The following is a 25,606-nucleotide window of genomic DNA, read 5'->3' as shown; positions in this document are numbered from 1 at the left end:
GGGCTAGCTCCCACAGTTTGAGCTGAGTACATCTGCCAGAGATTGGTCGGCTGTCAGGCCGCCATCGCTGGCAAGCCAGCTCCCACAAGGATTTGGGTACATCCGCAATGGCAACTGTGCCTGAGAGATAGCTATCGCGAGCAGGCTCACTCCTACAATTGAATCGCGTGCTGTCAGCATGAGATTGGTCGGCTGTCAGGCCGCCTTCGCGAGCAAGCCAAGCACGCCGTGCTCTTCACCACTCAATAGGCCGAGTGTCAGCTCGCCTGCTCTTGATCTTGATCCACGGGCGACGTCGGAAGGCTGAGTGGAGGGATTGATCCGGGCGTGGGAGCGCAGCGACCGTTTGGCGCAGCCAAATACAGCGAGAGGAGGTGCAGCGAAGCAAACCGTAGGCGCTGCGCCCGGATCGATCCCGGAGCGAAGGAACCCCGAGCTTTAGCGAGCGGGCCGTACGTAGGAGCAAGCATTTTTTTGCTTACTTTTTTTAGGCGTTTGTAAAAAAAGTGAGTCGCCGTAAGGGCGAAACCCTAAGCCGCCGTTGCCGCAGAAACGGATATGTACTCAGTCAAAAAGAACCCCATCGCCTGACAATAAGCCATCGCCAGCAGGGCTAGCTCCCACAGTGGAACTGAGTACATCAGCCAGAGCCTGGTCGGCTGTCAGGCCGCCAAGCTCAACAGCAAAAACCTCACTCCGCCTCAGGATCAATCTTGTTCTGGGTCAAATACCTGTTCAGAACATCATCCTGCCCAGGCGTAGAAGCGTCCCCCGCCACCTGCCACAAATGCCGCTCAATCCCCTGCGCCACCATATGCCCCACCGCCGCCTCAATCGCCGACAACACACAAAGCTGCGCCGGCTCATTCGTCGTGTACCCCACCTCAGCCTCAAGCAACTTCTTGAACTCGATAAACTTGAAAATCCCGGCACTGCGCGCCACCGAATAAATCGTTTTGCTGGTCATCACATTCGCCAACACCTGCCCACTGCGCACATCCACCGCACGCAAATTCACCGTCACCTGATCCACCCGATATTCACGCTGCAGATCAATCCCCAAATACCGCGCCCCTTCCCCACCGCTACGCACATTCGTGTCATACGCGATGATCCCACCCTCGAGCATCATGTTCGCCGCCTGCAACGGTGGCAGCTCGCCCTGGATATTCACCGGCGTGTTCGGCTTCTTCTGCGAGGCGCGAATGATCTTGCGCTCGGTCAACAGGTTCTGCAGCCCTTCCCGCTCCAGCACGACAAACCAGCCACTGGCCTGCATCGCGTCCATCAACATCGAGGCCGCGCCCTGGGTCACGCTGGTGGAAAACGAACTCGCCGGCGTCGGTTTGTACTGCCCGGTCTGGTCACGGAAGCCGTACACCACCGCCATCAACCGGCCCTTGGGTCGAGGCATCTTCAGCAAGTCGTAATAAGTCGAAGCCCTTGGAGTCAGGGTCGGGGTTTCGGTGTCCTGCTCGGCCGACATCGGCTCCCGCAGACTGCACCCTTGTAATGTCGCCAACATCAGCCCTAGCGCGATTATTTTTTTCATGTCCATCACTCCCCGGAACTGTCAGCCCGTCATGGGTTGAGGCCGTTCACCTGAATTTCCGAAACCTCACCGCTCGCTCGATCGGTCACTTCAATGCTCAGTGCCCCGGAGTCGTCGATGACGTTGACGATAAAAGAGTCGGTGGACAGGCTCCCCGTGTTGCCGGTGGAGATGTTGTCCAGCAACTGCCCTAGCAGCCGCGATTGCAATTGACTGGTGAAGCGCTCCAGTGCCGACGTCCCGGCCACTGCCGAACGGCTCTGGATGTCCGGGTCGTCGTGATCGTTTTGTGCCTGGGCGTTGTTGAGCAACCAGGTGCCGTTCAATGGGTTGCCGCCGAACGACGGGTTGACCGGCGTGTAGACCAGTTCAGTGGCCTGGACAGCGGCAGCGCTGGCGAGCCCGATCAACAACCCCGAGATCCAGAATCCGCTGCGCCGTGAGAACGTTGTGCTGTTCATAGTTCGTCCTTCTCAAGGTCGGTGGTGTCCTGCAACAGAGCTTCCAGCTTGCGCTGGACAACCTGGCGTCGAACCCAGTCGGCGGCCGCGTAGGCCTCGTCCTTCAGTTCCACGGTGTTCGGCGGCAGGAAGCGCCGATAAACCAGGCGTTGCTGATATTCCACGGTCACCAGGCTGCCCCAGCGCGCGTCGGGTCGCTCGCGCACCACCAGGTTGAAATCCATCGGGCTGGTGTCGCGCAGGCGTTCACTGAACGAGTAGTAAAAGTCGTGGCCGATGTGCGAGATCGTGTCGTCGACGATGAAGCCCATCATTTCGTCTTCTTCACCGCCATGGGCGCAGCACGACGCCACGGTGAGCACCAGCGCGCACCACCATTGGCGAGTCATGGCTGCAACGCCTGCGGCAAATTCGACTGGTTTTTCGCTGGACCATTGGTGCCGTCGAGGAAGGCTTTTTCGGCAACGAACTGCCAGTCCGAATAACGCTGCATGCCGTCGAAATCCGACCACTGCGTCGGGAAGTCCGCCTGCTTCAATGGCAGCTCGGTCGAGGGGCTGTTGAGGCCAGTGATGCGCCCGTCGAAACCGCGTTGCAGTGCCCATTCGCCCTGACCGATCGGGTCCGGATAGAGCTGACGCAGATGATGTTTCGCCTCGGGAAAGCGCTGATCTTCAAGCAGGTCTGCCAACTCTTTCGGGTACTGCGCCAGCCCCGGCGAGCTGCGGTAATAGCTGCGCAGCGCCTGGGCATACTGGGTGCCGACCCAGAGCAATTGGCGCTCACGGTCGCGGCGCGAGGCGGTCGACCACAACTCGCCGGCGCTGGCCAGGCCCATGCCCATCACCGCAATCAGGAACAGCACGCCCAGGTAAGTGAAGCCACCCTGCTGCGCGCGGTTACCACTCGGAATACTGGCTGCCATCACGCGCCCTCCCGGTAGCACCGCTTTTGATATCGGCCACGCCGCCCGCGACACCGTCCGGTGGCGCGATCAGCACCCACTGGTCTTTGCGTTCGGTGATCGGATCAATGGGCGCATTGCGCAGGTAACGTTGTTCGATCAGTTGCTCGATGGAATCCGGATAGCGCCCGGTGTCACCGTAGAAGTGATCCAGCGCCTCGCGCATGGCCGACAGGCTCTGGCGCAAGGTGGTTTCCTTCGACGCGTCGAGGCTGTTGAAGTAGCGCGGCAGCGCGATGGTCATCAGCGTGGCGATGATCGCCATCACCACCATCAGCTCCAGCAAGGTAAAACCTTTTTCCCGGCGCATGAGGTTCACCACTCGCGGTAGGCGATGCCGTTGAGGCCCTTGCCCCGGGCGTGGGAGTAGACATCAAAGATGTCTTCGCCATCGCGCGGGTTTTGAGCCGAACTGTTGTAGGCGCGCACGCCCCAACCCCCTTCGTCATCACGTTTGACCGGCACCAGCGGATCGCGCGGGATGCGGCGTAAAAAGTAGAACTTGGCACCCTTGGCACTGCGCACGTCGCGCACGCCTTCGACCAGCACTTTCAGGTTCGGCGGGTAGCCGCTGCTGTTCAGCGACTTCTCGATGTAACCGGCATCGAACGCCCGTTTGTAGGCGTCGATGGCGTCGCGAATCTGATACAGCGCGCTGCGCAATTCCTGCTCCTTGCCACGCCGCACCAGGGTCTCCGTCAGCGGCGCAGCCATGCTCGCCAACAGGCCGATCAGGGCCAGCGTCACCACCACTTCGATCAGGGTGAAACCGCGTTGGGAGGCGTTCATGATCAAGGCTTCTCGACACTGACGCGGGTGGTGGCCACGGCCGATTCACCGACACCACGAGGCTGTGCGGACGGCGACGGCATGGTGTAGGTCTGCATCGAGCGATCTGGCGCCTGGATGTGCATGCTGGTTTCGGTGCCGGTGGAGAACTCCATGTCCGACGGGCTCTGGTACGGCAGGTTGCGCACGATCCGTGGGGTGATCGACAGCACCAGCTCGGATTTGCCCACGGTGTCCTTGTTGCTGCCGAACAGTCGGCCAATCCCGGGAATATCGCCAAGGCCCGGAATCTTGTTGCCGGTGGCGCCGTGGTCGTTGCGCATCAGGCCGGCGAGGATCTGCGTTTCGCCGTCGTGCAGGCGCAACGAGGTTTGCGCGTTGCGGGTGTCGACCTGCACCGGGATCGTGCCCTGACGGGTCGGTTCCAGCGGCGTGGCGTTACTCACTTCCAGGGCGATCTTGATCGCCACTTCGTTGTTCAGGTGCACGGTCGGTTGCACTTCAAGTTTCAGACCGACGTCCAGGTACGTGACGCTTTCAGTGATCACCGGGCCTTGAGTTGACGGCACCGATGTGGCGCTGATGATCGGCACCCGCTGACCGATGTGGATGCGCGCCTGTTCGCGGTTGCTCACACGAATCACCGGGCTGGCGAGGGTGTTGATGTCGTTGTCCTGAGCGTTGATCTTGGCTTGCGGCGATGGCGAAATCGAAATCCGCCCGGAGTTGATGCCTTTCAGCTGATCGAGAATGGTCACCGCCGAACCGTCGCTGTTGACCACGCCGAAGGTGTTCGGCCATTGCAGGCCAAGGTCGAGGATGCGCTGGGTGGCGACTTCCATGACTTCGACTTCAAGCACCACTTCCGGGTTGGACTGGTCTTGCGACTGCAGAAGTTTTTCGGCCATGCGCACGGCGTCTTCGGTGTCGCGCATGGTCAGGGTGTTGAGGCGCTCGTCGACGAATACGTCGCGGGTCTTGAGCATGGTTTTCACCATGTTCAGCGCGGTGTTGGCGTCGATGCTGGTCAGGTAGAAAGTGCGCATCACCAGCTCCTGGTAATCCTTCACTTTCTGCGGTGAATCCGGGTAGATCAGCAAGGTGTTTTCGTTCACCACTTTCTGGTGCAATTGGTTCTGTTGCAGCAGCAGGGTTACGGCGTCTTCGATGCGTACGTCACGCACGAAGATCGTCGCTTTCATGTCCGGGCGCAGGTCTTTGTCGAAGATGAAATTGAGTCCGGCGACCTGCGACAGCACTTCGAAAATGGTTTTCAGATTGGCGTCGCGAAATTCCAGAGTCACCGGGCGATCAAGCTTGGTGCGCAGTTGCGGATAAGGAATGACGTTGCGGCTCTGCACCAGACGAATGTTGCCTTGCAGCTCCAGCGCGCCCTCGTTGTTCGGGTCGAGTTCGAGGATCTGTTTGACTTGCCGATCAGCGCCGTAGATGTCGCCCCGGCGCAAGTCGCCACGGGCCAGCTCGAGTTTCTCGTCCATGCTGCGCAGGTAGTCGAGTTGGCGCAGGGCATCCTGAGCGCGGCGGTTGTTTGGCTCGATGGTCAACGCACGGTTGTAGGCGACACGCGCCGAAGCGAAATCGCGGCGCGAGCGATCGGTATCACCGGAAGTCAGCAGCGCGGTGATTGCCTTGGCCCGACCGCTGTTGAGCAGCAGGTGCAGTTCGGTGTCCCGTGGGTTTTCGCGCAGTCCTTCCTCGATCCGCGCCAGCCCCGCCTCGTACTGACCCTGTTCAATCAGGTCGGCGGCTTCCTTGTTGGCCACTTGTGCGGAACTGCACGCGGCCAGCCCGGCACACAGGCCCAGGCTCATCAGCAAACGGGAACGGTTCATTGCGTACTCCCCACAGACAGGGTCTGCGACAAATGCAAAGGCAGGTAGACCAGGCTCAATTCCACATCGGAAATGCCGGTGATCTTCCAGGTGTCGTCGATCACATCCCCGTTGCGCACGACGTAGATCTTTTCGCCGTTCTGCAAAAACACTTGCAGATCGCTGCGGTCATGCAGCCTGCCGACGAACTGAAACGGCACCGGTGGCAGGCTCGGGGCTTGCACCACTGTGGCCGGGTTGATCGCTTGTTCGGTGACCGTGGCCAGGGTCGGCGCGGCCTTCCAGCTCTTGGCCGCGAACAGGTCGCCGGCCGGGCTCAAGTCTTTGATCGGCGCATCCTTGGCCTTGGCGGTGCTGGCCGGCAGCGCGCCACGGGTTTTCCCCGGTGTGGCGACGGCGACCTCGTTCGAATCGGCGTCTTCGCTCGGCGAGAAATACCCCGGCAACCACGCCAGCGCGGCCGCCACGCCGAAGAACGCTACCCAGCCTGTCACGCGCTTGGTATTCATCACGACCTCGACAGGAAAAGGGTCATACGGATCCGGCCATTGAGGTCGGTGTCGCCAATCTTCTTGCGTTGCAATTCGAGGTCTTCCACCACCACCGCCGGCAACTGACCGAGCAAGGCGTGTACGAAACGGCGCAGTTGCGGATAACTGCCGCGTACGGGCAACAGAATCTGATAGCGGGCCAGATGGGTTTTCGGGTCGACACCGAGGGCATATTCGCCACGCGCCAGGGTGATGTGCTCCTGCGCTGCGAGGGCGTAGATGCGGTCGATGGCGACGGTGGCTTGCGGTTGCGCCGGCAGTTTGTTGCGGAAGTCGTCGAGCTGACGCTGCGGCACCACCGGCGGCGCGATGCTGCCGTCTTCAACCTTGGCCAGGTACTCGGTGGCTTGCTGAGTCTGCTGGCTCAAGTGCTGCAACGATTGCCAGCCCGGCAGCAAGCCGCCGAGTGCCCAAGCCGCAGTGACCAGCAGCAGCGCCAGCCCGGCCAGGCCCGGAACGCCGAGGCCTTGCAGGTATTCGTGGACGATCAGTCTAGGGATTCGCATCGCCCATCTCCCAAGTCGCCGACAGATTGAATTGCACCGGTTGTTCCGGCGATTTGACGACGATTTCGTGGCTCAGCAGCGACACGTCGGACAGCTCGTCGCTGGCTTCCAGACGTTTGTGGAAATCGAGCATCGCTTGCAGATCCCGCGCTTCGGCGCTGATCCGCACCTGGCCTTTGCGCGCATCCGGGGTCAGGGTCAGCAGCGCGACGTCATCACGCGGCATCGCTTCGAGCATGGCGAACAGGCGTTCCCACGGCCGGCGCAATTGCTGCGAGACCTTGCGCATCTCGGCGAGGTTCGCCGCTTGCTCGCGGGTTTCCGCCGGGCTCAGGGTGGACTTGGCACCGCTGTCGCCGGTGAGCTGACGCTGGGTGGTTTGCAGGTGGCCTTGTTGCTGTTCGGTGTGCGCGTCGAGGTGCTGTTGCACGCCGAAGCACAGCAGCGCCAGCAGTACGCCGGCGCCGAGCAGGCTCCAACCCAATGGGCCGGAACGAGGGCGTGGCTGAAAGTCGAGATTGAGCGCGCGCATGTCAGGCCACCGCCCGGGACATGACGTACAAGCCGTCACGCACGGTCATCGAGGCGTCTTCAAGGGTGCGCAGTTGCACCCCCGCCACGTCCGGATGCGCATCAAGGCGCGCCGGCGCATGCAGATAAACGTTGAAGGCGCGTTCGCTGGTCGAGGCCTGCAGCTGCCGTTCGCGACCGATCAACGCACTGAGCGCCGCATCGCTGTCGCTGCCGCCCACCGAGCGCACACCGGCCCAACGCCCTTCCCTCGCCAGCAACAACACGCTGCGTTGCGGCTCGGCGACAACGAACAGGAAGTCGCCGGCATCCAGACTTTTGTCGAAGCGGTTGAACGCGGCCATCAGGTACGGCTGCACCGAGCGCAGACGCAAACCACGACCGCTGACGAGCACACGCAGGCGTTCGAGCAAATCCTGCGGCAAAGCGCTGGCGATGCGGTCGTAACCGGCCGGTTCGGCGGACAGCACCAGGCTCCAGGCTTGAGTCGGCGCGCCGAACAGGTCTTCAAAACACAGTTGGGCAAAGCCGCGCAGTTCTTCAGGGCTGCTGATCTGCGCGCTCCACGGCACCAGGCAGAAGCGGCTGAAATGCCCGGAGATGACCACGCTCAATTCGGCACCGGCCCGGGCGTGCTCACCGAGCAGGCGGTCGAGGGTGTCCAGCGCCACCGCGTAGCTTTGGAAGCCTTCGTCGATGTAACCGACGCTGCCCAGCCACAGGGTGTCGCTGCCACGCCGCTGACCGAGGCCAACACCGCTGGCGCCGAGCACGGCGACAAAACGCTCACGAGATAAATGTGACACGGTTGATCTCCTCCAGCGTGGTGCGACCTTGTTCCACCAGCTCCAGCGCCGATTCGCGCAGCAGGCGCAAACCACGGGCGCAGGCCAGGGCTTTGATTTGGGTGATCGGTTGGCGCTCGACGATCATCTGGCGCAGTTCGTCGTCCAGGTGCAGCAGCTCGGCAATCGCCGTGCGCCCGCGATAACCGCTGCCCCGGCAGTGGCCGCAGCCCTTGCCGTGGACGAAGTGGTAGTGGTCGACTTTCTGCGGATCGAGGCCCGAGGCGCGCAGCTCTTCATCGCTCGGATTGACCGGCGCGCTGCAGCTGGCGCAGACCAAGCGAATCAGACGCTGGGCGAGAATCGCGTTGAGCGCCGAGACCAGGCTGTAGGGGTCGATTTCCATTTGGGTGAAGCGGCCAATCACGTCGAAAACGTTGTTGGCATGGATGGTGGTGAACACCAGGTGACCGGTGAGCGCCGATTGCACGGCGATCTGTGCGGTGTCCGGGTCGCGGATTTCGCCGACCATGATCTTGTCCGGGTCGTGGCGCAGGATCGAGCGCAAGCCTCGGGCGAAGGTCAGGCCTTTTTTCTCGTTGACCGGGATCTGCAGCACCCCCGGCAATTGATATTCGACCGGGTCTTCGATGGTGATGATCTTGTCCACGCCGTGGTTGATCTCGGTGATCATCGCGTACAGCGTGGTGGTCTTGCCGCTGCCGGTCGGGCCGGTCACAAGGACCATGCCGTAGGGTTCGGCAGCGAGGCGGCGCAACTGGCGCAGAGTTTCGTCTTCAAAGCCCAACGCCTGCAATTGCACACCGCAAACCTTGTCGGCCAGATCCTGTTTGTCGAGCACCCGCAGCACCGCGTCTTCGCCGAAGATGCTCGGCATGATCGATACGCGGAAGTCGATCTGGCGGCCGCTGATGCCGATCTTGAAGCGACCGTCCTGGGGGACGCGTTTCTCGCCGATGTCCAGTTCAGCCATGACCTTGACCCGCGAGATCACCTGCTCGGAAAACTCGGCACCCTGGACTTTGCTGATGTTGTTGAGTACGCCGTCGATCCGGTACTTGATCACCAGACCGCTGCCGGTGGTGCCGAGGTGGATGTCGCTGGCGTGCATTTTCAGCGCGTCGTAAAGGGTCGAGTTGACCAGTTTCACCACGCTGCTGGCGTCTTCGCTGATGCTGGTCAGCGACAGGCTTTGCAGGGTGTCGATTTCGCTGTGGGTGTCGCCCTGGGCGTTCAGCGATTCAACGGCGTGGAAGCTTTCTTCGTGGCGGGCCAGATAGGCCTTGAGGTCATCGGCGTGGACCAGATGCAGCGGCGCGCCGTGCAGGCAATCGTCGATCCAGGCCAGCCGCGCCGGGTCGAAGGGGTCGGCGAACACGCCAATGACTTCGTCGTTGTGGCGCAGCAGAATGAATTCACGTTTCAGGCATTGTGCGAGGGTGACGCGGTCGAACACCGGCGTCGCTTGAAACAGGCTGTCGGTGTCGAGCACCGGGTAATGCAGGGTGGCGCCAAGGGTCTGAATGAACGGCATCGGCGCCAGTTCACAGAGTACGCCGAGGGCTTCAAGTACGCGTTCGCCGGAGGTGGCGGCCCGCGCCCGGGCCTGGGCAAGCTGCTCACTGGAAAAGCGCTCGGGGGCGCTTTCGGCCGGCAGCGGTTCGACGACAACGGACAGACGTTCCATGGCTTGCTCTCCAACCGGGGCTTAGAGCCCTGTCGGCGCGGCAAACCTTGGCGGCAAAAGCCGGAACGTCTGATCGCGCCATTACTCCCCGGTGAGCATTTGATCGTCGTCCGGCGCCATGGATTGCGACTGCCGTCGCCGATCCGCCAACACCCAACTGCCATCGTACAACTGCAACGGGAAGCTCTCGGTCCTGCTCTGGCGTCGTTCGACAAAGCCTTCTGAAGGGCTCGCACCGGGTTTCGCTTCGCGCTTGATGCCAAGAAGGTCGCAGACAGCTCGGGCCAGTTCCGCCAATGGAAACGGTTTGAACAGGATGTGGCTGACTTCCAGTTGCCGCGCCCGCTCACAGACTTCAGCGGTCGGGTGACCCGTTATCAGCACAAAATGGCACGTCCTGTTCTGGCGGACCGCGTCGAGCACCTCAAAGCCTTCCATATCGGGCAAGCGGTAATCGAACACCAGCACGTCGGGGGCAAACGTTTCGGCCAAACCGATACCCGTCGCTCCGTCATGTGCAATCCGGACGTCCAGCCCTTGCGCCGACAGATAATCCTGAAGGTTTTGTGCAAGCAGCTGCTCGTCTTCGACAACCAGTACTTTGTTAACCAAGGTCGACTCCTTGAAACAGCAGGTCCGATGACCCCGCCCTTAGAGTGCGCCTTACCAGGGGTAACGCACACTTCATGCCAGGCTGAGTGCCGGTAATTTTAAGTCTTCATGTCCTTGAAATTAATGACAATGCCCGCTCGTCCCGGTACCCCGTTCCCCAGAAACGGGGAAGCACCTGAATGGGCATCGAAGCCATTCCCCACTATTGGGGGGGAACCTTCAGTCGTCGTCAATTCGTTCGATCCTGTTCTGCACCCGTAATTGCGCGAGCACTTGGCGACGAGCCTGGGTCTGTTGCTGTCGGGCGAGCTCTGCCCTGACTGTGTCCAGCCCCTGCAAATCTGGGACATCGGCTGCCTCCAAGTGGTTCTGCAAATAAATCACATGCCAGCCGAACGGTGAACGCACCGGTTGGCTGGCGAATGTCGCCCCGCTGATGATCGAGGCGCGCATCTGCATCAAGCGTAGACGCGCTGCCGCATTTTTGGCCGCGTCAGCCTGCAACGGCACGCGGACCAGCAGGTGCCGGGGTTGCAGGGTATTGGCCCGAATCAACGCGGCGAACGTCTGCTGCGCCGCCAGTTCGCGGCGGGTGTATTCGCTGAAAGACGCCTCGTCGAAACCGGCGTCCTGCAAACGACGGAGAAACTTGTCCGTGCCGCCGATGGCGCTGCGGGTCTGCTCGACTTGCGCAAGCACCGCTTGCTCGTCGATCTGCACCCCGCGTTTTTGCGACTCCTGCCACAGCAGTTCCTTGTCGATCAGCGTTTGCAGCGCCGCTTGGCGCAGCTGTTTGTACGCCTTGGGATTGCGAATGCTCGCCACCGCGCGGCCCTGATCTTCAAGGTATTCGACGAAGAAACGCTCAAAGCGAAACCCGGAGATTTCCTCGCCATTGACCCGCGCCACGGCCGGTTCGTTGTTGGCCCACGTCAGTGGCAGCCAACAGGTCAGCAGCAAGATCAGCATTCTGAGTTTCATGATCGGGCCCTCCGTTCAGGGGCTGGCAACAATCGGTTTATAAGGGGCGACCAGATAGAAGCGCTGATCGGGCAAATCCACGGTGACCACATGGGCGCCACTTAAGCCCAGGCGTCGACCGGGGCCGAAACTCAGGCGCGGGGTCAGGCCGGTGTCGAAATCGTGCAGGCCTTCCAGCGCCGCCACCAGTTTCTCGCGGCTGGCATCGCGGCCAGCCTGTTTCATGCCCTCGCTGAGCAGCAGCATCGAGGCATAGGCGCCGACTTGCAGCACCGCATGTTGGGCGCCGAGGCCTTGGTGTTCGCGCAGCAGCGTCAGGGCCATGCGCCCGGCCTGGGTCCAATCGCTGGGCACAAACGGATAGGCGAGGAAGACCCGCCGGGAAAAGCCTTCCGGCACTTGCAGCAATTCACCGGCCACCTGACTTGAGGCGGCGAACAGATACGGCACCTGCCCGGCGCCTTGCAGGCGTGTGGCCAAGCGACCAAAACCACCGCCATTGCCTAGATAAAACACCGAGCGCGAACCCAGTGGCAAAGCCTCCGCTGTGGGGTCATAGGCTTGCAGATGGACGTTCTGCCAGCCGTGATCCTGCAGATATTGGCTGAGGGTAGTGGCCGCTTGCGCCTGCAACGGATCATCGGGATAGGCAATCAGCGTCGGCCCTTGCAGCACGCGCAGGCTGGCGGTGGCGTAATCGGCCAGCGCGATCAGTTGCTCGCGCAAGCCCGGCAACGGCTCGAAAATCTGCGGACTGGCCTGCATTGATCCGAGCGACGACAAGGCGCCAATCAGCGGTACGCCGGACTGCTCCAAGCGGTTCGCCAGTTCGCCGTCGAGGGCCGGCGCCAGCGGTGCGATCAACGCAAAAACCTGTTCCTGATCGATCAACTGTTGCAAGGCTTGTTCGGCACTGCTGCGATCCGGGCCTGGGTCAACCACCGTCAAGCGCAGTTGCCGGCCATGAATGCCGCCAGCCTGATTGATCCGCGCCACGCTGCCGTTGAGCACCGCCGCAATGGTCAAGCCCTCCTCCGCCAACGGGCCTTGGCTGGGCAGCAGCGTGCCGAGGTGCAAGGTCTCGGCATCGAGGCCGGGGTCGCGTTCATCGGCCAGGCGTTTGAGGTACGCGGTGAGGTTGCGCTGATCCTTCATCGACAGCACAAAGCGCGGCATGCTCGGGTCGAGGCGATTGTGGCCGGGGTCGCGGCCCTGCTCGATAACGGTGGCCAGACTGCTCTCGGTGTACGCCGGATAGCTGCGACCGTTGACCTGTTGCTGGCCGTAAGTGCTGGTCAGTCGCGCCCAGTTCAGCGGCGGCGGACGCACCCCGCCTTCGGGGCGCCCGAGGCCATCGGCGCCATGGCAATTGGCGCACGGCAGGCTGGTCGCCGGCAGCAACACACCCGCCGCGCCGACCCGCGCCATGATCGCTTCGCCACTGGCCGACAGACCTTGGCGGTACAGGCGCTTGCCCGCCGCCTCTTCCGGGGTCAGTGGCGCAGCGCTCGCGCCAAGGCTGAGGCCAGCGAGCAGGAACAGGGCGAGGACGCGGCAGCGTTTCATGGCGCGGGCTCAGCGACCGGCCACGGGCATTGTCAGCAACTGCAAGCGCTGGGCAATGGCGGCGGCCGGGGCATCGGGGCGGATTTTGCTCCAGCGTTTGTTGGCGACATCGCCGACGATCAACTGCGTGGAGTGCTGCTCGGGGGTCGGCACGATCTGGCCGATACGGCTCAGCACCAGGTCCATCTGTGCCTTGTCGCCGGTGAGAAAAAGCCAATGAGGGTCATCGGAACCCTGCTTCAAGGTGTAAGCCTTGAGCACCGCCGGCGTATCGCGCAGCGGGTCACTGGTAAGGGAAATGAAGGTGATGTCTGGCGCCTTGTCGCCCAGCAGCTCGCGGACTTCCTTGAGCTTCTGGGTGATCAGCGGACAGGCATCGTTGCAACTGGTGAAGATCACGTTGAGCAGAACGATGCGGTTTTGCAGGGCATCGCTGTAGAAGCGCAGGGTCTCGCCGTTCTGGTCCTGCAACGGCGTGTCGGTGAACCAGGTTCTCGCGTCGTGGGTGCCTGTGGCCGGCGCGGCGGAAACCGTCGCTGGTGCCTCAGGCGCATGGCCTTCGTGGGCCAGGGCCACGCTGCTGAAAATCCAGAAACACGCGGTCAGGGAGATCCAGTCGAGCAGTCTCATGGCTGTTGCTCCATGGCGATGGCGGTGTGCTTGGCGTGGGTGCGCAGGCCGCTGAGTTTCTCGACTTCCTTGGCCAGCAACGCCGGGTCTGTGAAGCCGTAGTAGCGCATCCAGTGGCGGCTGTTGCCGTCGCCGACGAGGATCAGTGGCTGGTGATTCTTGAAGTCGCCGCTGAAGCTGCCGAGGCCTTTGAGGGTTTCAGTGATCGATTGCGGTGAACCGGTCAGCCAGCTCCAGCCCGGCCCACGCTGGAACGTACGCGCGTAATCCTGCAGGCGTTTCGGGTCGTCGCGCTGCGGGTCGATGCTGATCGAGACCAGTTGCACTTCCTTGCCGACGCGCGCGCCGAGCTGTTTCTGCACCTTGCCCATGATCGACGAAACCACCGGGCACACCGTGGTGCAACTGGTGTAGATAAAGCTCATGACGACGATTTTGCCCTGCACCAGGTCTTGTTCAAGGCGCACGGTTTTACCGGTCTGGTCGAGCAGCGGCACGTTGGCAAACTTCACTTGCGTGTGCTCTTGCGTGCTGCTGGCCGGGGCTTTGTGCCCGGCGTGTTCATCCGCTGAATGAGCGTTGGCGTGTTGAATGCCGAGGCTCAACAGGCACAGGGTCAGCAGGCCACTGGATGCAAATCGGTTCATGTCGAAACTCCTCTTCAACGGGCCTGACCGGGGGTCACCCGAACACTGGCAAAGGTCTTGTCATCGAAACCGGCACCCAGCGAGGCGGCGCGCACGTGCAAATACCAGGCGCCGCTGCGGTCGAGGGTGATCGGTGCTTCGTATACGCCGTCGGCGACTTCCAGCGCCGCCACTTGGCGGGGGTGCGAAGTGGGCGCGAGGTAGTAGCGCAATTGCACGTCTTTAACCCCGCTGCGCTGGGTTTTGTCTTTGCCCTGAACGATGCGGAAACGCACGACGTAGGGGTCATTGAGCGCGACGGCAGTCTTGTCGAGGAGGAACTCGACTTGCGGCTGGCCGAGGTGTTTTTGCGGTTTGCCGTCAGGATCAATCTGCGCGGTGAAGCAGTGAATGATGTTCGGTTGATTGAGCAGGAACGCCACGTCGAAGCGCCCCGCCGCCGGCAGTTTCACCCGCGCGCTGTACAGCCCAGGCGAGACTTCGCGCAGGCTGCGGTCGATGACCATGGCCGCACGGGCGATCTGGCCACGGTTGGGGTAACCGGACATCGGCGCGTTCATGCCTTCGGCGTAGAAATAGGTGGTGTTGTCGACCGGGTTGACCACGAACACCGCGTTGTCGTCGCGCGAAACCGCCAGGCTTGAGGCCAGCGGCAAATCACCGGCCAGACGCGGCGCTTGCGGGCCGGCTTCGAAGCCCTGGCTGATCGGCTGGCGACCTTCGCCGAGGGACGACAGGTTGATCATGGTGACTTTCGGCGAGGCGAGTCCGCGAATGTAGGCGTAAGCCTGGGTGAACACCACTTGGTAGGGTTCGGCGCTGACGTCCAGATCATGAATGGCGCTGTTGGTGGCGGCATCGATGACCGTGGCGCGGTTTTCCACGGTGTTGAGCACCACGCCGAAGCGGCCATCGGCGCTGAAGCCCATCGGGCCGAGGCCTTGTTGCAGTTTGAGCACCTGGCGGATGGCATGGGTGCTGGCGTCGATGACCGTCACGGTGCCGTCCTTGCCATCGGCCACGTAAACCGCGCCGGACAGCGCCGAATAGGCGACTGACAACGGGTGGGAGCCGGTTTTGATTTGCTCGACGATGGTCAGGCTGGCGATGTCGACCACGCTTAACGTGCCGTCGTCGCGGTTGCTGACGAAGGCGAAACGGCTGTCCTTGCTGAAGCTTATTTCGTGGTGGCCGCGCCCGGTCTGCAAATGTTTGAGGGGCTTGAGGCTTTGGCTGTCGATCACCGTGACACCGGAGTCTGCAGGTTTGCTGGCGTTGTTGCCGACCCAGAGCAGGCGTTCGTCCGGCTGCAGGGCGACGCGAAACGGTTGGCTGCCGGCGCTGATCGAGTCGATGACTTTGAATTGTTCGCTGTCGATCACCGCGATTTCACCGGCAGTCGGCATCGAGACGAACACGCGTTTGTTGTCTTTGGGCGTGACCCAGTCCATCGGCGGTTGCTTGAGTTCGATGCGCGCGAGGGTGCTGGTGATACCGCCGACCGAGACCGATGGATCGACCACGGCGATGCTCGCGTCGCGGTTCATCACCAGCAGGAAATAGCTGTTAAGGTCGAGCAACGGTCGCGCGCCGATGTTGGATTTGAGGAACACGCCGACCCGGGCTTTGCAGCTCTGGTCGCGGCCCTGAGCCTGATCGGCGGCGAGGGTTTGCGGATCGACCCAGGCCCCCGGCGCCACGCCGGACAGCGGCTGGCCGGAAGCACTGTCGCTGATGCGGAACTGCACATCGGCGAACTCGCCTTCGCGCAGCTTGCCGTCGGCGGCCAGTGGCTTGAGGTTGAAATCCACCGCCACACCGTCACGCTTCAGCGACTGCTCGGCAACGGTTTGCGCCAGTGCAATCTCACTCAGCGTCAGCACCGCCCCGGCCATGGCCAGCGTGCAAATACCAATGATGTTGATGATCCTGTTCATCTAGCACTCCCCTACACATTCAGTCCAAACGACGCGGTCCCTGTGGGAGCTGGCTTGCTCGCGAAGGCGTCTTCAACCTCACCCTTAAAAACCGAGTTGCCCCCATTCGCGAGCAAGCTCGCTCCCACAAGGGATTTGCATACATCCCACTCCCTCACTGCCCACCGCAGACCCTGTGGGAGCTGGCTTGCCAGCGATGGCGTCTTCAACCTCACCCTTAAAAACCGAGTTGCCCCCATTCGCGAGCAAGCTCGCTCCCACAAGGGATTTGCATACATCCCACTCCCTCACTGCCCACCGCAGACCCTGTGGGAGCTGGCTTGCCAGCGATGGCGTCCTTTCCGTCACATCAATGGCGCCTGTGCCGCCGTCATCGCTGGCAAGCCAGCTCCCACAGGGTTTTGCATTTACAGGTCTTGCGTTTGTGCCTACTGGCTTGGCGGCGCCGGTTCCGGTTCGTTGGTTACCCGCAGCAGTCCCCATAACCCGGAGGTGTTGCCGTAGGCGGCGTAGTCGCGGAACAGGTAATCCCCCGGGATCGCGTTGCTGCCGCCGGCGCTCGGGATCATGAAGCTGAAGTGCGCGGCCGGCAGGACGCTTTCGTGGGCGCCGATGTACATCGACATCGGGTTGTAGCCGAAGCGCACCGAGCCCACGCCCGGCGAGCCCATCGGATAACCACCGGTGTCGCTCTTCTCGGCCAGGAACGGATTCACCGACCAGACATGCCCATCGAGCTGGAACGTGGTGCCGCGACTGCCACCGCTCGGCATCAAAATATGCGTACGGAACGGCTGCCCCGGTTTGGCGTAAAGCACCGGCGTCTGCGGATCGCCACCCACCAGCGCATTGCTGTAAGCCATGTGCGCATTGGTCATGTCGCCATAACCCGCGCCATCGGCATGACCAAACGGTGCGTCCGGGGCGAGGCCGAAGCGATACCACAGCGGTTCGGTCTTGTAGTTGATCGCCATGCTCGAGTTGTCCTGCGGATCGGTCGGCACGCCGAAGCCTTCAGCTGCAATCCCTTCCACCGGCCGGCCATTGGCCCAACGGGTGTTCAACGCCTTGTGCCAGACCATCGCAAAATCGCGGTAGCTGGTTTGCCCTGGCGCCGTCACCGTGGCGTTGACCTTGCGCGCATCATCAACCCAAGTCGCACCGATCGGCAGAATACTCATCGCCCCGCCAAGGCCTTTTTGCGGCTGCTTGATCACGTCCGCCGGGGTGATGTTCAAACCGCCGAACTCGACCGCCGTGGCATTGATGTTGTCGACGCTACGGCCCAGTTGCGTCACCGGTTTGCCTTCACGCTCCAGGTGCCCGGCGTAGTACTGATAGGTACGGGTCGGGTACGCGCCGCTGTTGCCAACGCGCGGTGGCACGGTCTGGATCGGGTTGCCGCCGACGTTGGCGCCGTCGGATTTGGTGATGTCATACGCCAGCAATTGCGCGTGCAGGCCGACGTGGCTGGAGGGCCGCATCAGGTTGTTGCTGAAGGTGGTCGAACCCAGACCGCTGTTGCGATCACGCTTGACCATGCCTTGCATCACCGCGGTTTGCGTCAGGTCGGGCATCACGCTCGGCAGACGGTTTTCCAGGGTGATGTTGATGCAATCCCCCGCCGCTGCACGCAGCACCAGCGGTTCGACCGGGATGCCGGGTTTGAGCTTGCCGCTGAGTGGATCCAGATCAGATTTGCGCACATAGAGGATCGCGGTCGGATCATGCAACGGCCCACTCTGCCCGCCAATGGTGATGGTTTCGCCATCCTCCGGATCGGTCACGGTGACTTGTGGAATGCTCACCGTGCGCGAGTTCAGCACCAGGGTGCCACCCGCTGGATTCAGCGGCCCGCCGACATGCTGTCCGAGCCCTTCGGGATCGCCGATGGTCAGGCCCAGCGTATTGCCGAGAATGTCGTTGGCCAGCGCCGCGACCACCTCGTAGTTGCGCTGTACCGTCGGCCGCGTGCCGATGCCGTTGGGGTTGGCGCTGATCCGTGGACAACTGCCCTCGAACGCCACGGTGTTGCGCATGCCCGCCGGATTCGGGTTGTTGGGGATGGCGAACAGGTCGGCGCGTTTGGCAGTGTAGTTGCGCATCACGCCCCAGATACCGCTCCAGTAGCCTTCGATCGAAGCGTCCATCGAGTACAGATAGTCGCCCGTGGTCGCCGCCGAACTGGAGAGCATCGACACCGGCGCAATGAAGCCCATCTGCTCGGAGATGCCGATCATCTGCGAGGCGCGCCAGCCGGAGTTGGAGCTGTTGCCGAAACCGGAACCGCTCTGCAGCCATTTCACACCGTGCAGGGTGACGTTGTGCTCTTCCTCATGGCCGCCGGCATGCACCCGCAGCCGCACGTTGTCGCCGGTATAGGTGCGCAGCATCGGCGTGAACGGGTCACCGGGTTCGGCGCCGCCCTTGTTGATGTGCGGCGGAAACAGCGTGGTGCCGCCGGTGGGTCCGGTCGCCGAGGTGAGCAGATTTGGCGCCAGGTTCATCGCCGGGATCGCCCGGTCGGTACGGCTTTGCATGGCGAACGACAGATCGCCACCGAGGCCGTCAGCCTGCATGCCACGCTTGCCGTCCGGGCCGACCTTGTTCGGGTCGTACACGCGCAGGGCCAGCGGCTCGTTGCGATAGTTGACGACGAACATGCCCGGATCATCCACCGAGATCGCCTGCGGACATGGCCGGCTCGGGCAGCCCGGCACCTGACCGCCCTGCACTTCCAGCACGCCTTCAAGCAGGTTACTGGCGTTGTTGCGCACTGGCGGGTTGATCGCGTAGCGGAAGCTGTCGGCAGTCGCCGGGAACGCTTGCGCATTCGGCACACCGTTAGGACCGGCACCGACATAGACGCCGGCTTCATAGGCGTGCTGGAAGTCGCTGTATTCGAGGAAGAACTCGCGGAAGCTGTCGTTCTTGCCGTCGCCGTCGAGGTCACCGGTGTTGATCACCGCTTGCCACGAGGTCGGCCCGCCGTCCTGACGCGCGCCGCTATAGAGAGGCTCGCCGGTTTCGGCGTGGAACCAGGTGGAACCGGCCGGCTCTGCAAGAACGGTGGCGTACAGACCAATCTGCTGGTGCGTCGATGGGCCTAAGTGGTCATGAGTGAAGATGGTACCGAGGCCGCGATCGACGCCTTTGGCGTTGACCACCGGATCGACGAACCAGCGCTGCATCGCCGTGCGCGCACCGACCCAATCGGCGCGACCGTACTGGCCGAAGAACGGATGGTTCTTGGCTTTCGGGCAGGCCTGAGTGCCGTCGCGCGGGTCAGTGCCTTCGCACTGGTTGAACTCGCGGATCGCATGCACACGTTCCTGCACGGCGCCGGGCGAGAGCACGCCGTCCTCGTAGTTCCAGCCGTTGGATGAGCCGTCCGCCGAAGTCAGATCCCACTTCGGCAGGTGAATGTGCTGGCCGATCACGTCGGTCGGCGTGCGCACCTGATAGTCGTCCATCTCGTAAGTGGCCGGCACCAGGTTGGTTTGCTGGTATTGCACGCAGTCGAAGGTGTTCATGCGCATCACCAGCGGCTCTGGTGGACGCTGCTTGGTGATCACCGGCCAGGCGTCTTCCCACAGTGCCAGAATGCGCGCCTGCGGGAAGTGATAGCCGACTTTGTTGTACACCGCATCAAACTGGATGTTGGCGGCTTTGTAGATCCGTGGCCGGTCGGCGGTGAAAGTCGAGGCACCGACAAAGGACATGCCGTCGACGCGCTCACCGCTGGCGAACTCGCCGCTGCCGGCGTTGCTGGTCAGGCGCTTTTGCCGGTCGTCCATGCACGGTTCGTAGTACGGCGCGCCGGCCATTGGCAAGGCACCGTTGGTGCGGAACGCCTTGGCCACCAATTGATTGCCGGGCAGCAAGGCATAGCTTGGGTGGTCTTTTTTCGCATGGAAAGCCATCGCCGCTTGTTCGACTTCGGTGCCTTCTTCCGGCAGGTAAATCGGTTTGGCGCGGGTGACTTCCTTGGAGAAGTCGAGCGAAGTGGTCACGGTGTGCGCTTCGCCACCGGCCGCGACGCCATCCAATGCGTGCCGCTGCAAACCGCCGTTCCAACCGCCGGACTGCGCCGGGTCGAGGTTGGCCCATAGCGCTTTGCCACTGGCCTTGAGCGCTTGCGCGGTGGCGGCGTCGAGCATGTCCAGCGGCGGGGTTGGCGGACGTTGCCCAACCGAACTTTCCATGCCGCCGATCCAGAACGGATAGCCAGGATTTTTCAGGCTGCCGTCGGCATTGCGATTGGCTTCACTGCGATCGACCAGCGCCAGTGAGCCAATGGCTTGACCACCGGCGTTGCCGCCATGGTGTTCACCGTCGTCATCGCCCTCTTCTTCGTCATCGTCGTCATCATTGCCGGCGACCAGGGTGTCGCCGATTTTCGGCACCACCACGACTTTGCCGGGCATCGGCGCCATGGCTTTGCCGGGCAGCGGCACGATGGCCGGAATTGGTGTACCGGCAACGATTTCGCCATCGGGCAAGGCGCGTGCGCCGGCCGCCGGTTTACCGCTGCGCAAGGCAAACGGTTCACTGTGGTAGCCGTCGGCGCCCTGCTGCGAAACATCGAGTCGAGTGCCTTCTTCGAACACATCATGTACCCGCCACATGGCCCACATGCCCTGGGCAAAGTGCGGATAGAAATGGCAGTGATAGATCGCATCGCCGGCCACGCGGTTGCGGTTGCCCGACCCGCCGTTGGCGATTTCATAGGTGTAACCGGCGCCCGGGCCAATGCCTTGGGCGTCGACGTAATCGGAGTTGTCGTCGTTGGGGTTGAACAGCCACTGATGGCCGTGCAGGTGGAAGATGTGCTGCTCGTGGCCATTGTGGGTGTTGCGGAATTTGACGAAGTCACCGATGTAGCTGTGGTTGACGTTCGACGGCTCCGACGGATACAGGGCCATGGTGGCTTTCACCCCGATCTGATCGGCGCGCGGTATTTGGCCAGGGGCGATGTTCTCAAGCCCGGTGTTGGCCGGCACATCCACCAGCATCGCCACATCGCCGACGGTGTGCGAACTGAGGAAGAATTCTTCGTAGGCGCATGACAGGCAGTCGTGCATCGGCCCCACGCCCAAGCGGTTGGCGACCACTTCGGCGCCCATGCCGCCGGAGCCGTAGTTGATCATGAACGAGTCGCGGGTCGGCTCCAGCACATGGGCCATCACCGGATCAGCCCAGTACGCAGGGAACGCTTGGGTAGCTGCAGTTTCGTCCTGAAATTGCGAAGCAAAATCGCGGAACGCTTCGAGGCGGTTGGGGATTGCCGGGTTGCGTTTGCCCATCGACTCCAGCGGATAGGTGCTGGGTGGGAAGCTGCCGTCGGCGTTACTGCCCATGACAATCGCATCGCTTTCGCTGGAAATGATTTCATTGCCATCGACCATGCCGATGATCGGCGTGCCAGCCTTGCCTTCACGCAGCCACGGTTCGCGCTGTGGGTAGCGCGCCTGGTAATCAACGATCGGTTGGCCGGTGGGTGCGCGGCCAGTCGTGGCCAGGCGCATTTCTTCTTCAGTGAGGGTGTTGCGATAGGTGCGGCCGCCCTTGGGCAGGACGACAACCTGGCCGAACAAGCCATTGGCGACGTTGCCGGCCGCGCCCTCGCCGCCAAACGTTGCGCCACGGCTGCTGACGGCAAACGCGCCTTCGCGCTCGGCGTACAGGGTGTAGGAACGGCTCGCGCCAGGTGGCACCAGGCTGTTGGCGTTACGCCCGGTGAACGAAGAAATATCATCGATGCTGTTCACCGCTTGCAGGCCGTTGACCTGGAAACCGACGTGACGATCAGCCACTTGCTCATCGACTTTGAAGTCTTCGGCGCCGTTGGCGTTTTCCGCGCCCTCTTCTTCGCCCTCGTTTTCAAAATGCTTGTTCGGGTTGGCCTGATAGTCGAGCAGGTTTTGCAGATTGATCGTCAGGCAATCACCCGCCGCCACCCGCAACACTAATGGCCGAGGACGCTTGTCCGGGCGCAACGAGACTTTGCCCGGCACCGCGGCGCCACCGTAAGCCAGCGACTGCTCATTTTCATCAACGACATCGCGGCGCAAGGCGAACATCATGCCGTTGATGTTCTGCGCACCGAGGCGGTTGAACATCAGCGGTTGATCGAAGGCGACGACGTTGGCCACCAGGTTGCGCTCGCAACGCACGGCCGCGCTGGCCAGCTCGACGCTAAGCATCGAGGCCAGAATCAGCAGCCAGTTCAAAAGGGACGGAGCGTGATGAATGCCAACCATGATCAGTAACCTCGTAGTGGGTGCTCTTGGGAACACTTCTCGACAAATGCCTAGGAGCAATCCGCGTGCCACAAAAAATTGCATTGCCGTTCAATCAGTTAGCGCGACCATTTGAGAAACCGGGGGATATTCCCCACCCCTATTCCCCACTTTTCGGGCCTATCCGGTTTGCCCCGAAAGTGGGGAAACCGGGTTGGGGTCACAACGGCGCGTCCATCGCCAACCCTTGCAGGCGCCGGTATTGGCGCAACACATTCGGTACGTAACGCTGGGTTTCGGCGAACGGCGGAATCACCCGACCACGGCTAAGTACCGCGTCGGGGCCGGCGTTGTAGGCCGCCACGGCAAGGGCGATGTCGTTGTCGAACAGGGTCATCAGGCGCTTGAGGTATTTCGCTCCGCCCTGGATGTTGGCCTTGGGGTCGTAGACGTCGGTCACCCCCAACTCCCGTGCGGTATCGGGCATCAATTGCATGAGCCCGCCGGCGCCTTTGGGCGAGGTTGCGCCGGGGTTGTAATGGGACTCGGCGTTGATCACCGCGTGCAGCAATGCTTCAGGTAACTGATTGACTTTGGCCGCCGCCGAAACCAGTTCCGCGTAGGGCTGATTGGCGATCATTTGCGGCTGTTGATCGAGGCTGACCACCGTGGCTTCAGCCTCGTGGATCACCCGTTCGTAGGTGCGTCCGGGCCGGTGCACGTTGGACAGTACGTAGCTGCCCTTGGCGTCCACCGAGATGAACACATCGGCCTGCGCGGCGCCGCTGAGCAGCACACATCCGAGCAATCCGCTGGCGAGAAATTTCATGTCGGGCCTCCCCGGATCGACCCCGATAAATTGGGGGAAATGCCCCAATGGCCGATCACGCTGGAGCCATACGCAAGCACTGTGCCGACTATTCAAAGGCCCGTATTTCAAGGCGTGCAGCGCACGTTCGGGTTTTAACCGGGGGCTGAGCATGGCAATTGCATAAGCCCTTCAGGCGACACGGCTGCCACTCACGGGAGGTCATCATGAAGCTGCAATTTCGTCCGCGTGGCCAACGCGGTTTTACCCTGCTCGAATTGCTGGTGGTGCTGGTGGTGCTCGGTCTGTTGGCCGGGATCGTCGCGCCGAAATACTTCGCTCAACTCGGTCGCTCCGAAGTAAAAGTCGCCAAGGCGCAGATCGAAGGGCTGAGCAAAGCGCTGGACATCTATCGACTGGAAGTCGGCCATTACCCGTCCACCGAACAGGGCTTGCAGGCCTTGGTCACCGCACCCAGCGACGAGGCGAAATGGACCGGCCCGTACTTGCAGAAAAAGCTGCCGCAGGATCCGTGGGGACGTAATTACGCCTACCGCTACCCCGGCGAAAACAGCGAGTACGACTTGCTGTCGATGGGCAAGGACGGCCAGCCCGGCGGCGAAGGCGAAAATGCCGAAGTGACTAACTGGCAGTGAGCGGAGCGCGGCCCATGCGATTTCATTTGAAAGCGGTCGGCAAGGCTGGCGTGGTGTCCTTGAGCGTCGAAGCGCCGGGTGACAGCGAGGCGCGGCGCATCGCCGAGGATCAGGGTTTGCGCGTGCTCAGCTCGCACGCCGACAAGCATTGGCGTTCGTTGAAACTGCGCCAGCGCGAGACTTTCAACCTGGTGTTATTCAGCCAGGAACTCACCACATTGCTGAACGCCGGCCTACCGTTGATCGATGCATTGGAAAGCCTCGCCGAAAAAGAAACCGCCCCCGCTGCCCGCAAAACCCTAAGCGAGCTGGTGCGCCTGCTGTACGAGGGCAAATCGTTCTCGCAGGCGTTGGGCCAGTTGTCGGCGGTGTTCCCGCCGCTGTACGTGGCGCTGGTACAGTCCAGTGAGAAGACCGGCGCGGTCGGTGATGCGCTGGGTCGCTACGTCAGCTATCGCCAGCGCATGGACGAGGTGCGCCAGAAGATCATCAGCGCATCGATCTATCCAATGTTGTTGCTGATCGTTGGCGGTGGCGTGGTGCTGTTCTTGATGGGGTATGTGGTGCCGCGCTTCAGCCTGGTGTTTGAAGGCTTGGGCGATAACCTGCCGTGGCTGTCGCAGGTGTTGATGAACAGCGGGATGTTTCTGCATGCGCATCAGGCTGAATTCTTTGGCGCGCTGGCGGCGCTGGTCATCGCCCTCGCCGTGCTGCAAAAGCAGCCGGGGTTTCGCCGGGGGCTGGATCGGCTGGTGGAGAAATTGCCCGCCGTGCATCAACGGATTTTCATGTATGAGCTGGCGAGGTTTTACCGTTCGCTGGGGATTCTGCTGCAAGGTGGGATTCCGCTGGTGACCGCCATGAGCATGGTGCGCGGCTTGCTCACCGTGGCCTCGCGGGTGCGCCTGGATCAGGCCTGTGAGCGGGTGCGCGAGGGGCAGTCGTTGTCCACCGCGCTGGAACTCAATCACTTGGTGACGCCGGTGTCGCTACGACTGCTCCGGGCCGGCGAACAGTCCGGCAATCTCGGGCAGATGATGGAACGCAGCGCCGACTTCTACGACGAAGAAATCAGCCGCTGGCTGGAGTGGTTCGTGAAATTGTTCGAGCCGCTGCTGATGACCTTCATCGGCCTGCTGATCGGGGTCATCGTGATCCTGATGTACATCCCGATTTTCGAACTGGCTTCGAGTATTCACTGACCTCGGGAACGGGTCGGACCCAAGCAACAACGTTCATCAACGTTCCCAACAAAACCACAAAGACGGAGAACGATATGCACATTAAAAAGCTCGCGCTCGCAATGGCCATCGGCGCGGTTCTGTCGGCGTCAACGGTACTCGTTCCAGACAGTTTGTCCGGGGTATCCAGTGCTTATGCCAAGGATGGTGGGAGCGGTGGTGGAGGCAGTGGTAGCGGAGGCGGCGGTGGGGGTGGCGGAGGTGGAGGAAGTGGCGGTCACGGTGGCAACGGTGGTGGCAGCGGTGGAAATGGTGGGGGCGGAAGCGGCGGCGGTGGTAGTCACGGCGGCGGAGGCAACAGCGGCGGTGGCGGTGGCAGCAACAGTGGCCACAGCGGCAGCGACCACGGCACTGGCCACTCAGGCAACACCGCCTCCTCCGGCCGCAATGGCACCCATGCTGAACCTGGGGATGACCATGGCGTGCATCGCGCAGGGGAAGTCGGCGATGACCACGGCGTTCATCGTGCCGGCGAGGTCGGCGATGACCACGGCGTTCATCGTGCCGGCGAAGTCGGCGATGATCGCGGCGTGCATATTGGCGGCGAACCCGGCGATGACAAACGCGCCAACTGAGTTATAGAAAA

General features: G+C 62.2%; 23 protein-coding genes. 3 read left to right on the top strand and 20 right to left on the bottom strand.

Annotated features, from left to right (window positions below):
* Window positions 1-691: 691 nt before the first annotated feature.
* The 20 genes from AC3Y64_RS10635 to AC3Y64_RS10540 all read right to left on the bottom strand — a co-directional run bounded on the left by AC3Y64_RS10635 (window position 692) and on the right by AC3Y64_RS10540 (window position 23,144).
* Window positions 692-1,552 (bottom strand): CsgG/HfaB family protein, encoded by an 861-nt coding sequence (locus AC3Y64_RS10635; RefSeq protein WP_489987387.1) that lies wholly within the window; start codon window positions 1,550-1,552, stop codon window positions 692-694.
* Between the two features lie 29 nt (window positions 1,553-1,581).
* Window positions 1,582-2,013 carry a curli assembly protein CsgF gene (locus AC3Y64_RS10630; RefSeq protein ID WP_064392641.1) on the bottom strand — a complete coding sequence of 144 codons (432 nt, stop codon included), beginning with the start codon at window positions 2,011-2,013 and terminating at the stop codon, window positions 1,582-1,584.
* Window positions 2,010-2,402, bottom strand: a complete 393-nt coding sequence (gene csgE / locus AC3Y64_RS10625) for a curli production assembly/transport protein CsgE (protein ID WP_489987386.1) — start codon at window positions 2,400-2,402, stop codon at window positions 2,010-2,012. Before csgE ends, AC3Y64_RS10630 begins: the two co-directional genes overlap by 4 nt.
* Window positions 2,399-2,938, bottom strand: a complete 540-nt coding sequence (locus AC3Y64_RS10620) for a type II secretion system protein (protein WP_489987385.1) — start codon at window positions 2,936-2,938, stop codon at window positions 2,399-2,401. The genes csgE and AC3Y64_RS10620 overlap by 4 nt, the downstream gene beginning before the upstream one ends.
* Complete coding sequence (locus AC3Y64_RS10615; protein WP_489987384.1) at window positions 2,913-3,287, bottom strand: type II secretion system protein; 375 nt, start codon at window positions 3,285-3,287, stop codon at window positions 2,913-2,915. Before AC3Y64_RS10615 ends, AC3Y64_RS10620 begins: the two co-directional genes overlap by 26 nt.
* Window positions 3,288-3,292: 5 nt before the next feature.
* Window positions 3,293-3,766 carry a type II secretion system protein gene (locus AC3Y64_RS10610; RefSeq protein ID WP_489987383.1) on the bottom strand — a complete coding sequence of 158 codons (474 nt, stop codon included), beginning with the start codon at window positions 3,764-3,766 and terminating at the stop codon, window positions 3,293-3,295.
* 2 nt (window positions 3,767-3,768) lie between these two features.
* A complete protein-coding gene (locus AC3Y64_RS10605; RefSeq protein ID WP_489987382.1) occupies window positions 3,769-5,619 on the bottom strand; it encodes a secretin N-terminal domain-containing protein in 1,851 nt (616 codons plus the stop codon).
* The gene (locus tag AC3Y64_RS10600; RefSeq protein WP_463573464.1) at window positions 5,616-6,128 is read right to left on the bottom strand and encodes a hypothetical protein; all 513 of its coding nucleotides are present in this window, start codon (window positions 6,126-6,128) and stop codon (window positions 5,616-5,618) included. Before AC3Y64_RS10600 ends, AC3Y64_RS10605 begins: the two co-directional genes overlap by 4 nt.
* The gene (locus AC3Y64_RS10595; RefSeq protein WP_463557598.1) at window positions 6,128-6,676 is read right to left on the bottom strand and encodes a GspMb/PilO family protein; all 549 of its coding nucleotides are present in this window, start codon (window positions 6,674-6,676) and stop codon (window positions 6,128-6,130) included. Before AC3Y64_RS10595 ends, AC3Y64_RS10600 begins: the two co-directional genes overlap by 1 nt.
* Window positions 6,663-7,208, bottom strand: a complete 546-nt coding sequence (locus AC3Y64_RS10590) for a PilN domain-containing protein (protein WP_158959445.1) — start codon at window positions 7,206-7,208, stop codon at window positions 6,663-6,665. The genes AC3Y64_RS10595 and AC3Y64_RS10590 overlap by 14 nt, the downstream gene beginning before the upstream one ends.
* Before the next feature lies 1 nt (window position 7,209).
* Window positions 7,210-8,013: a hypothetical protein gene (locus tag AC3Y64_RS10585; RefSeq protein WP_489987381.1), complete on the bottom strand. Its 804-nt coding sequence runs from the start codon at window positions 8,011-8,013 to the stop codon at window positions 7,210-7,212.
* Window positions 7,994-9,700: a GspE/PulE family protein gene (locus AC3Y64_RS10580; RefSeq protein ID WP_489987380.1), complete on the bottom strand. Its 1,707-nt coding sequence runs from the start codon at window positions 9,698-9,700 to the stop codon at window positions 7,994-7,996. The genes AC3Y64_RS10585 and AC3Y64_RS10580 overlap by 20 nt, the downstream gene beginning before the upstream one ends.
* A gap of 81 nt (window positions 9,701-9,781) precedes the next feature.
* Window positions 9,782-10,312, bottom strand: a complete 531-nt coding sequence (locus tag AC3Y64_RS10575) for a response regulator (protein ID WP_158959448.1) — start codon at window positions 10,310-10,312, stop codon at window positions 9,782-9,784.
* 219 nt (window positions 10,313-10,531) lie between these two features.
* Window positions 10,532-11,293, bottom strand: coding sequence for a peptidylprolyl isomerase (locus AC3Y64_RS10570; RefSeq protein WP_489987379.1), 762 nt, complete (start codon window positions 11,291-11,293; stop codon window positions 10,532-10,534).
* Between the two features lie 15 nt (window positions 11,294-11,308).
* On the bottom strand, window positions 11,309-12,859 hold the full coding sequence (locus tag AC3Y64_RS10565; RefSeq protein ID WP_489987378.1) for an ABC transporter substrate-binding protein: 1,551 nt from the start codon (window positions 12,857-12,859) through the stop codon (window positions 11,309-11,311).
* A 9-nt stretch (window positions 12,860-12,868) separates the two neighbouring features.
* Window positions 12,869-13,489 carry an SCO family protein gene (locus AC3Y64_RS10560; protein ID WP_489987377.1) on the bottom strand — a complete coding sequence of 207 codons (621 nt, stop codon included), beginning with the start codon at window positions 13,487-13,489 and terminating at the stop codon, window positions 12,869-12,871.
* The gene (locus AC3Y64_RS10555) at window positions 13,486-14,136 is read right to left on the bottom strand and encodes an SCO family protein (RefSeq protein ID WP_489987376.1); all 651 of its coding nucleotides are present in this window, start codon (window positions 14,134-14,136) and stop codon (window positions 13,486-13,488) included. The genes AC3Y64_RS10560 and AC3Y64_RS10555 overlap by 4 nt, the downstream gene beginning before the upstream one ends.
* Before the next feature lie 14 nt (window positions 14,137-14,150).
* Entirely contained in the window at window positions 14,151-16,073 is a 1,923-nt protein-coding gene (locus tag AC3Y64_RS10550; RefSeq protein ID WP_489987375.1) for a YncE family protein, read from the bottom strand.
* A 428-nt stretch (window positions 16,074-16,501) separates the two neighbouring features.
* Entirely contained in the window at window positions 16,502-22,336 is a 5,835-nt protein-coding gene (gene mnxG / locus AC3Y64_RS10545) for a manganese-oxidizing multicopper oxidase MnxG (protein WP_489987374.1), read from the bottom strand.
* A 199-nt stretch (window positions 22,337-22,535) separates the two neighbouring features.
* The gene (locus AC3Y64_RS10540) at window positions 22,536-23,144 is read right to left on the bottom strand and encodes a lytic transglycosylase domain-containing protein (RefSeq protein ID WP_489987373.1); all 609 of its coding nucleotides are present in this window, start codon (window positions 23,142-23,144) and stop codon (window positions 22,536-22,538) included.
* Window positions 23,145-23,350: 206 nt separating this feature from the next.
* Between AC3Y64_RS10540 and gspG the strand changes: the two genes are divergently transcribed.
* From gspG to AC3Y64_RS10525, 3 genes are all read left to right on the top strand, one after another.
* The gene (gspG, locus tag AC3Y64_RS10535) at window positions 23,351-23,779 is read left to right on the top strand and encodes a type II secretion system major pseudopilin GspG (RefSeq protein WP_007913548.1); all 429 of its coding nucleotides are present in this window, start codon (window positions 23,351-23,353) and stop codon (window positions 23,777-23,779) included.
* 14 nt (window positions 23,780-23,793) lie between these two features.
* Window positions 23,794-24,981, top strand: a complete 1,188-nt coding sequence (locus AC3Y64_RS10530; protein WP_489987372.1) for a type II secretion system F family protein — start codon at window positions 23,794-23,796, stop codon at window positions 24,979-24,981.
* 74 nt (window positions 24,982-25,055) lie between these two features.
* A complete protein-coding gene (locus AC3Y64_RS10525) occupies window positions 25,056-25,595 on the top strand; it encodes a hypothetical protein (RefSeq protein ID WP_489987371.1) in 540 nt (179 codons plus the stop codon).
* Window positions 25,596-25,606: the final 11 nt, after the last annotated feature.

This window comes from Pseudomonas sp. 4CAES_32.4, assembly GCF_058136335.1.
This window is presented reverse-complemented; position numbering and strand designations above follow the sequence as displayed.

Coding starts and splice junctions, on each gene's coding strand:
- AC3Y64_RS10635 (WP_489987387.1), bottom strand. CDS start 1,552: ATGAAAAAAATAATCGCGCTAGGGCTGATGTTGGCGACATTACAAGGG.
- AC3Y64_RS10630 (WP_064392641.1), bottom strand. CDS start 2,013: ATGAACAGCACAACGTTCTCACGGCGCAGCGGATTCTGGATCTCGGGG.
- csgE (WP_489987386.1), bottom strand. CDS start 2,402: ATGACTCGCCAATGGTGGTGCGCGCTGGTGCTCACCGTGGCGTCGTGC.
- AC3Y64_RS10620 (WP_489987385.1), bottom strand. CDS start 2,938: ATGGCAGCCAGTATTCCGAGTGGTAACCGCGCGCAGCAGGGTGGCTTC.
- AC3Y64_RS10615 (WP_489987384.1), bottom strand. CDS start 3,287: ATGCGCCGGGAAAAAGGTTTTACCTTGCTGGAGCTGATGGTGGTGATG.
- AC3Y64_RS10610 (WP_489987383.1), bottom strand. CDS start 3,766: ATGAACGCCTCCCAACGCGGTTTCACCCTGATCGAAGTGGTGGTGACG.
- AC3Y64_RS10605 (WP_489987382.1), bottom strand. CDS start 5,619: ATGAACCGTTCCCGTTTGCTGATGAGCCTGGGCCTGTGTGCCGGGCTG.
- AC3Y64_RS10600 (WP_463573464.1), bottom strand. CDS start 6,128: ATGAATACCAAGCGCGTGACAGGCTGGGTAGCGTTCTTCGGCGTGGCG.
- AC3Y64_RS10595 (WP_463557598.1), bottom strand. CDS start 6,676: ATGCGAATCCCTAGACTGATCGTCCACGAATACCTGCAAGGCCTCGGC.
- AC3Y64_RS10590 (WP_158959445.1), bottom strand. CDS start 7,208: ATGCGCGCGCTCAATCTCGACTTTCAGCCACGCCCTCGTTCCGGCCCA.
- AC3Y64_RS10580 (WP_489987380.1), bottom strand. CDS start 9,700: ATGGAACGTCTGTCCGTTGTCGTCGAACCGCTGCCGGCCGAAAGCGCC.
- AC3Y64_RS10570 (WP_489987379.1), bottom strand. CDS start 11,293: ATGAAACTCAGAATGCTGATCTTGCTGCTGACCTGTTGGCTGCCACTG.
- AC3Y64_RS10565 (WP_489987378.1), bottom strand. CDS start 12,859: ATGAAACGCTGCCGCGTCCTCGCCCTGTTCCTGCTCGCTGGCCTCAGC.
- AC3Y64_RS10560 (WP_489987377.1), bottom strand. CDS start 13,489: ATGAGACTGCTCGACTGGATCTCCCTGACCGCGTGTTTCTGGATTTTC.
- AC3Y64_RS10555 (WP_489987376.1), bottom strand. CDS start 14,136: ATGAACCGATTTGCATCCAGTGGCCTGCTGACCCTGTGCCTGTTGAGC.
- AC3Y64_RS10550 (WP_489987375.1), bottom strand. CDS start 16,073: ATGAACAGGATCATCAACATCATTGGTATTTGCACGCTGGCCATGGCC.
- mnxG (WP_489987374.1), bottom strand. CDS start 22,336: ATGGTTGGCATTCATCACGCTCCGTCCCTTTTGAACTGGCTGCTGATT.
- AC3Y64_RS10540 (WP_489987373.1), bottom strand. CDS start 23,144: ATGAAATTTCTCGCCAGCGGATTGCTCGGATGTGTGCTGCTCAGCGGC.
- gspG (WP_007913548.1), top strand. CDS start 23,351: ATGAAGCTGCAATTTCGTCCGCGTGGCCAACGCGGTTTTACCCTGCTC.
- AC3Y64_RS10530 (WP_489987372.1), top strand. CDS start 23,794: ATGCGATTTCATTTGAAAGCGGTCGGCAAGGCTGGCGTGGTGTCCTTG.
- AC3Y64_RS10525 (WP_489987371.1), top strand. CDS start 25,056: ATGCACATTAAAAAGCTCGCGCTCGCAATGGCCATCGGCGCGGTTCTG.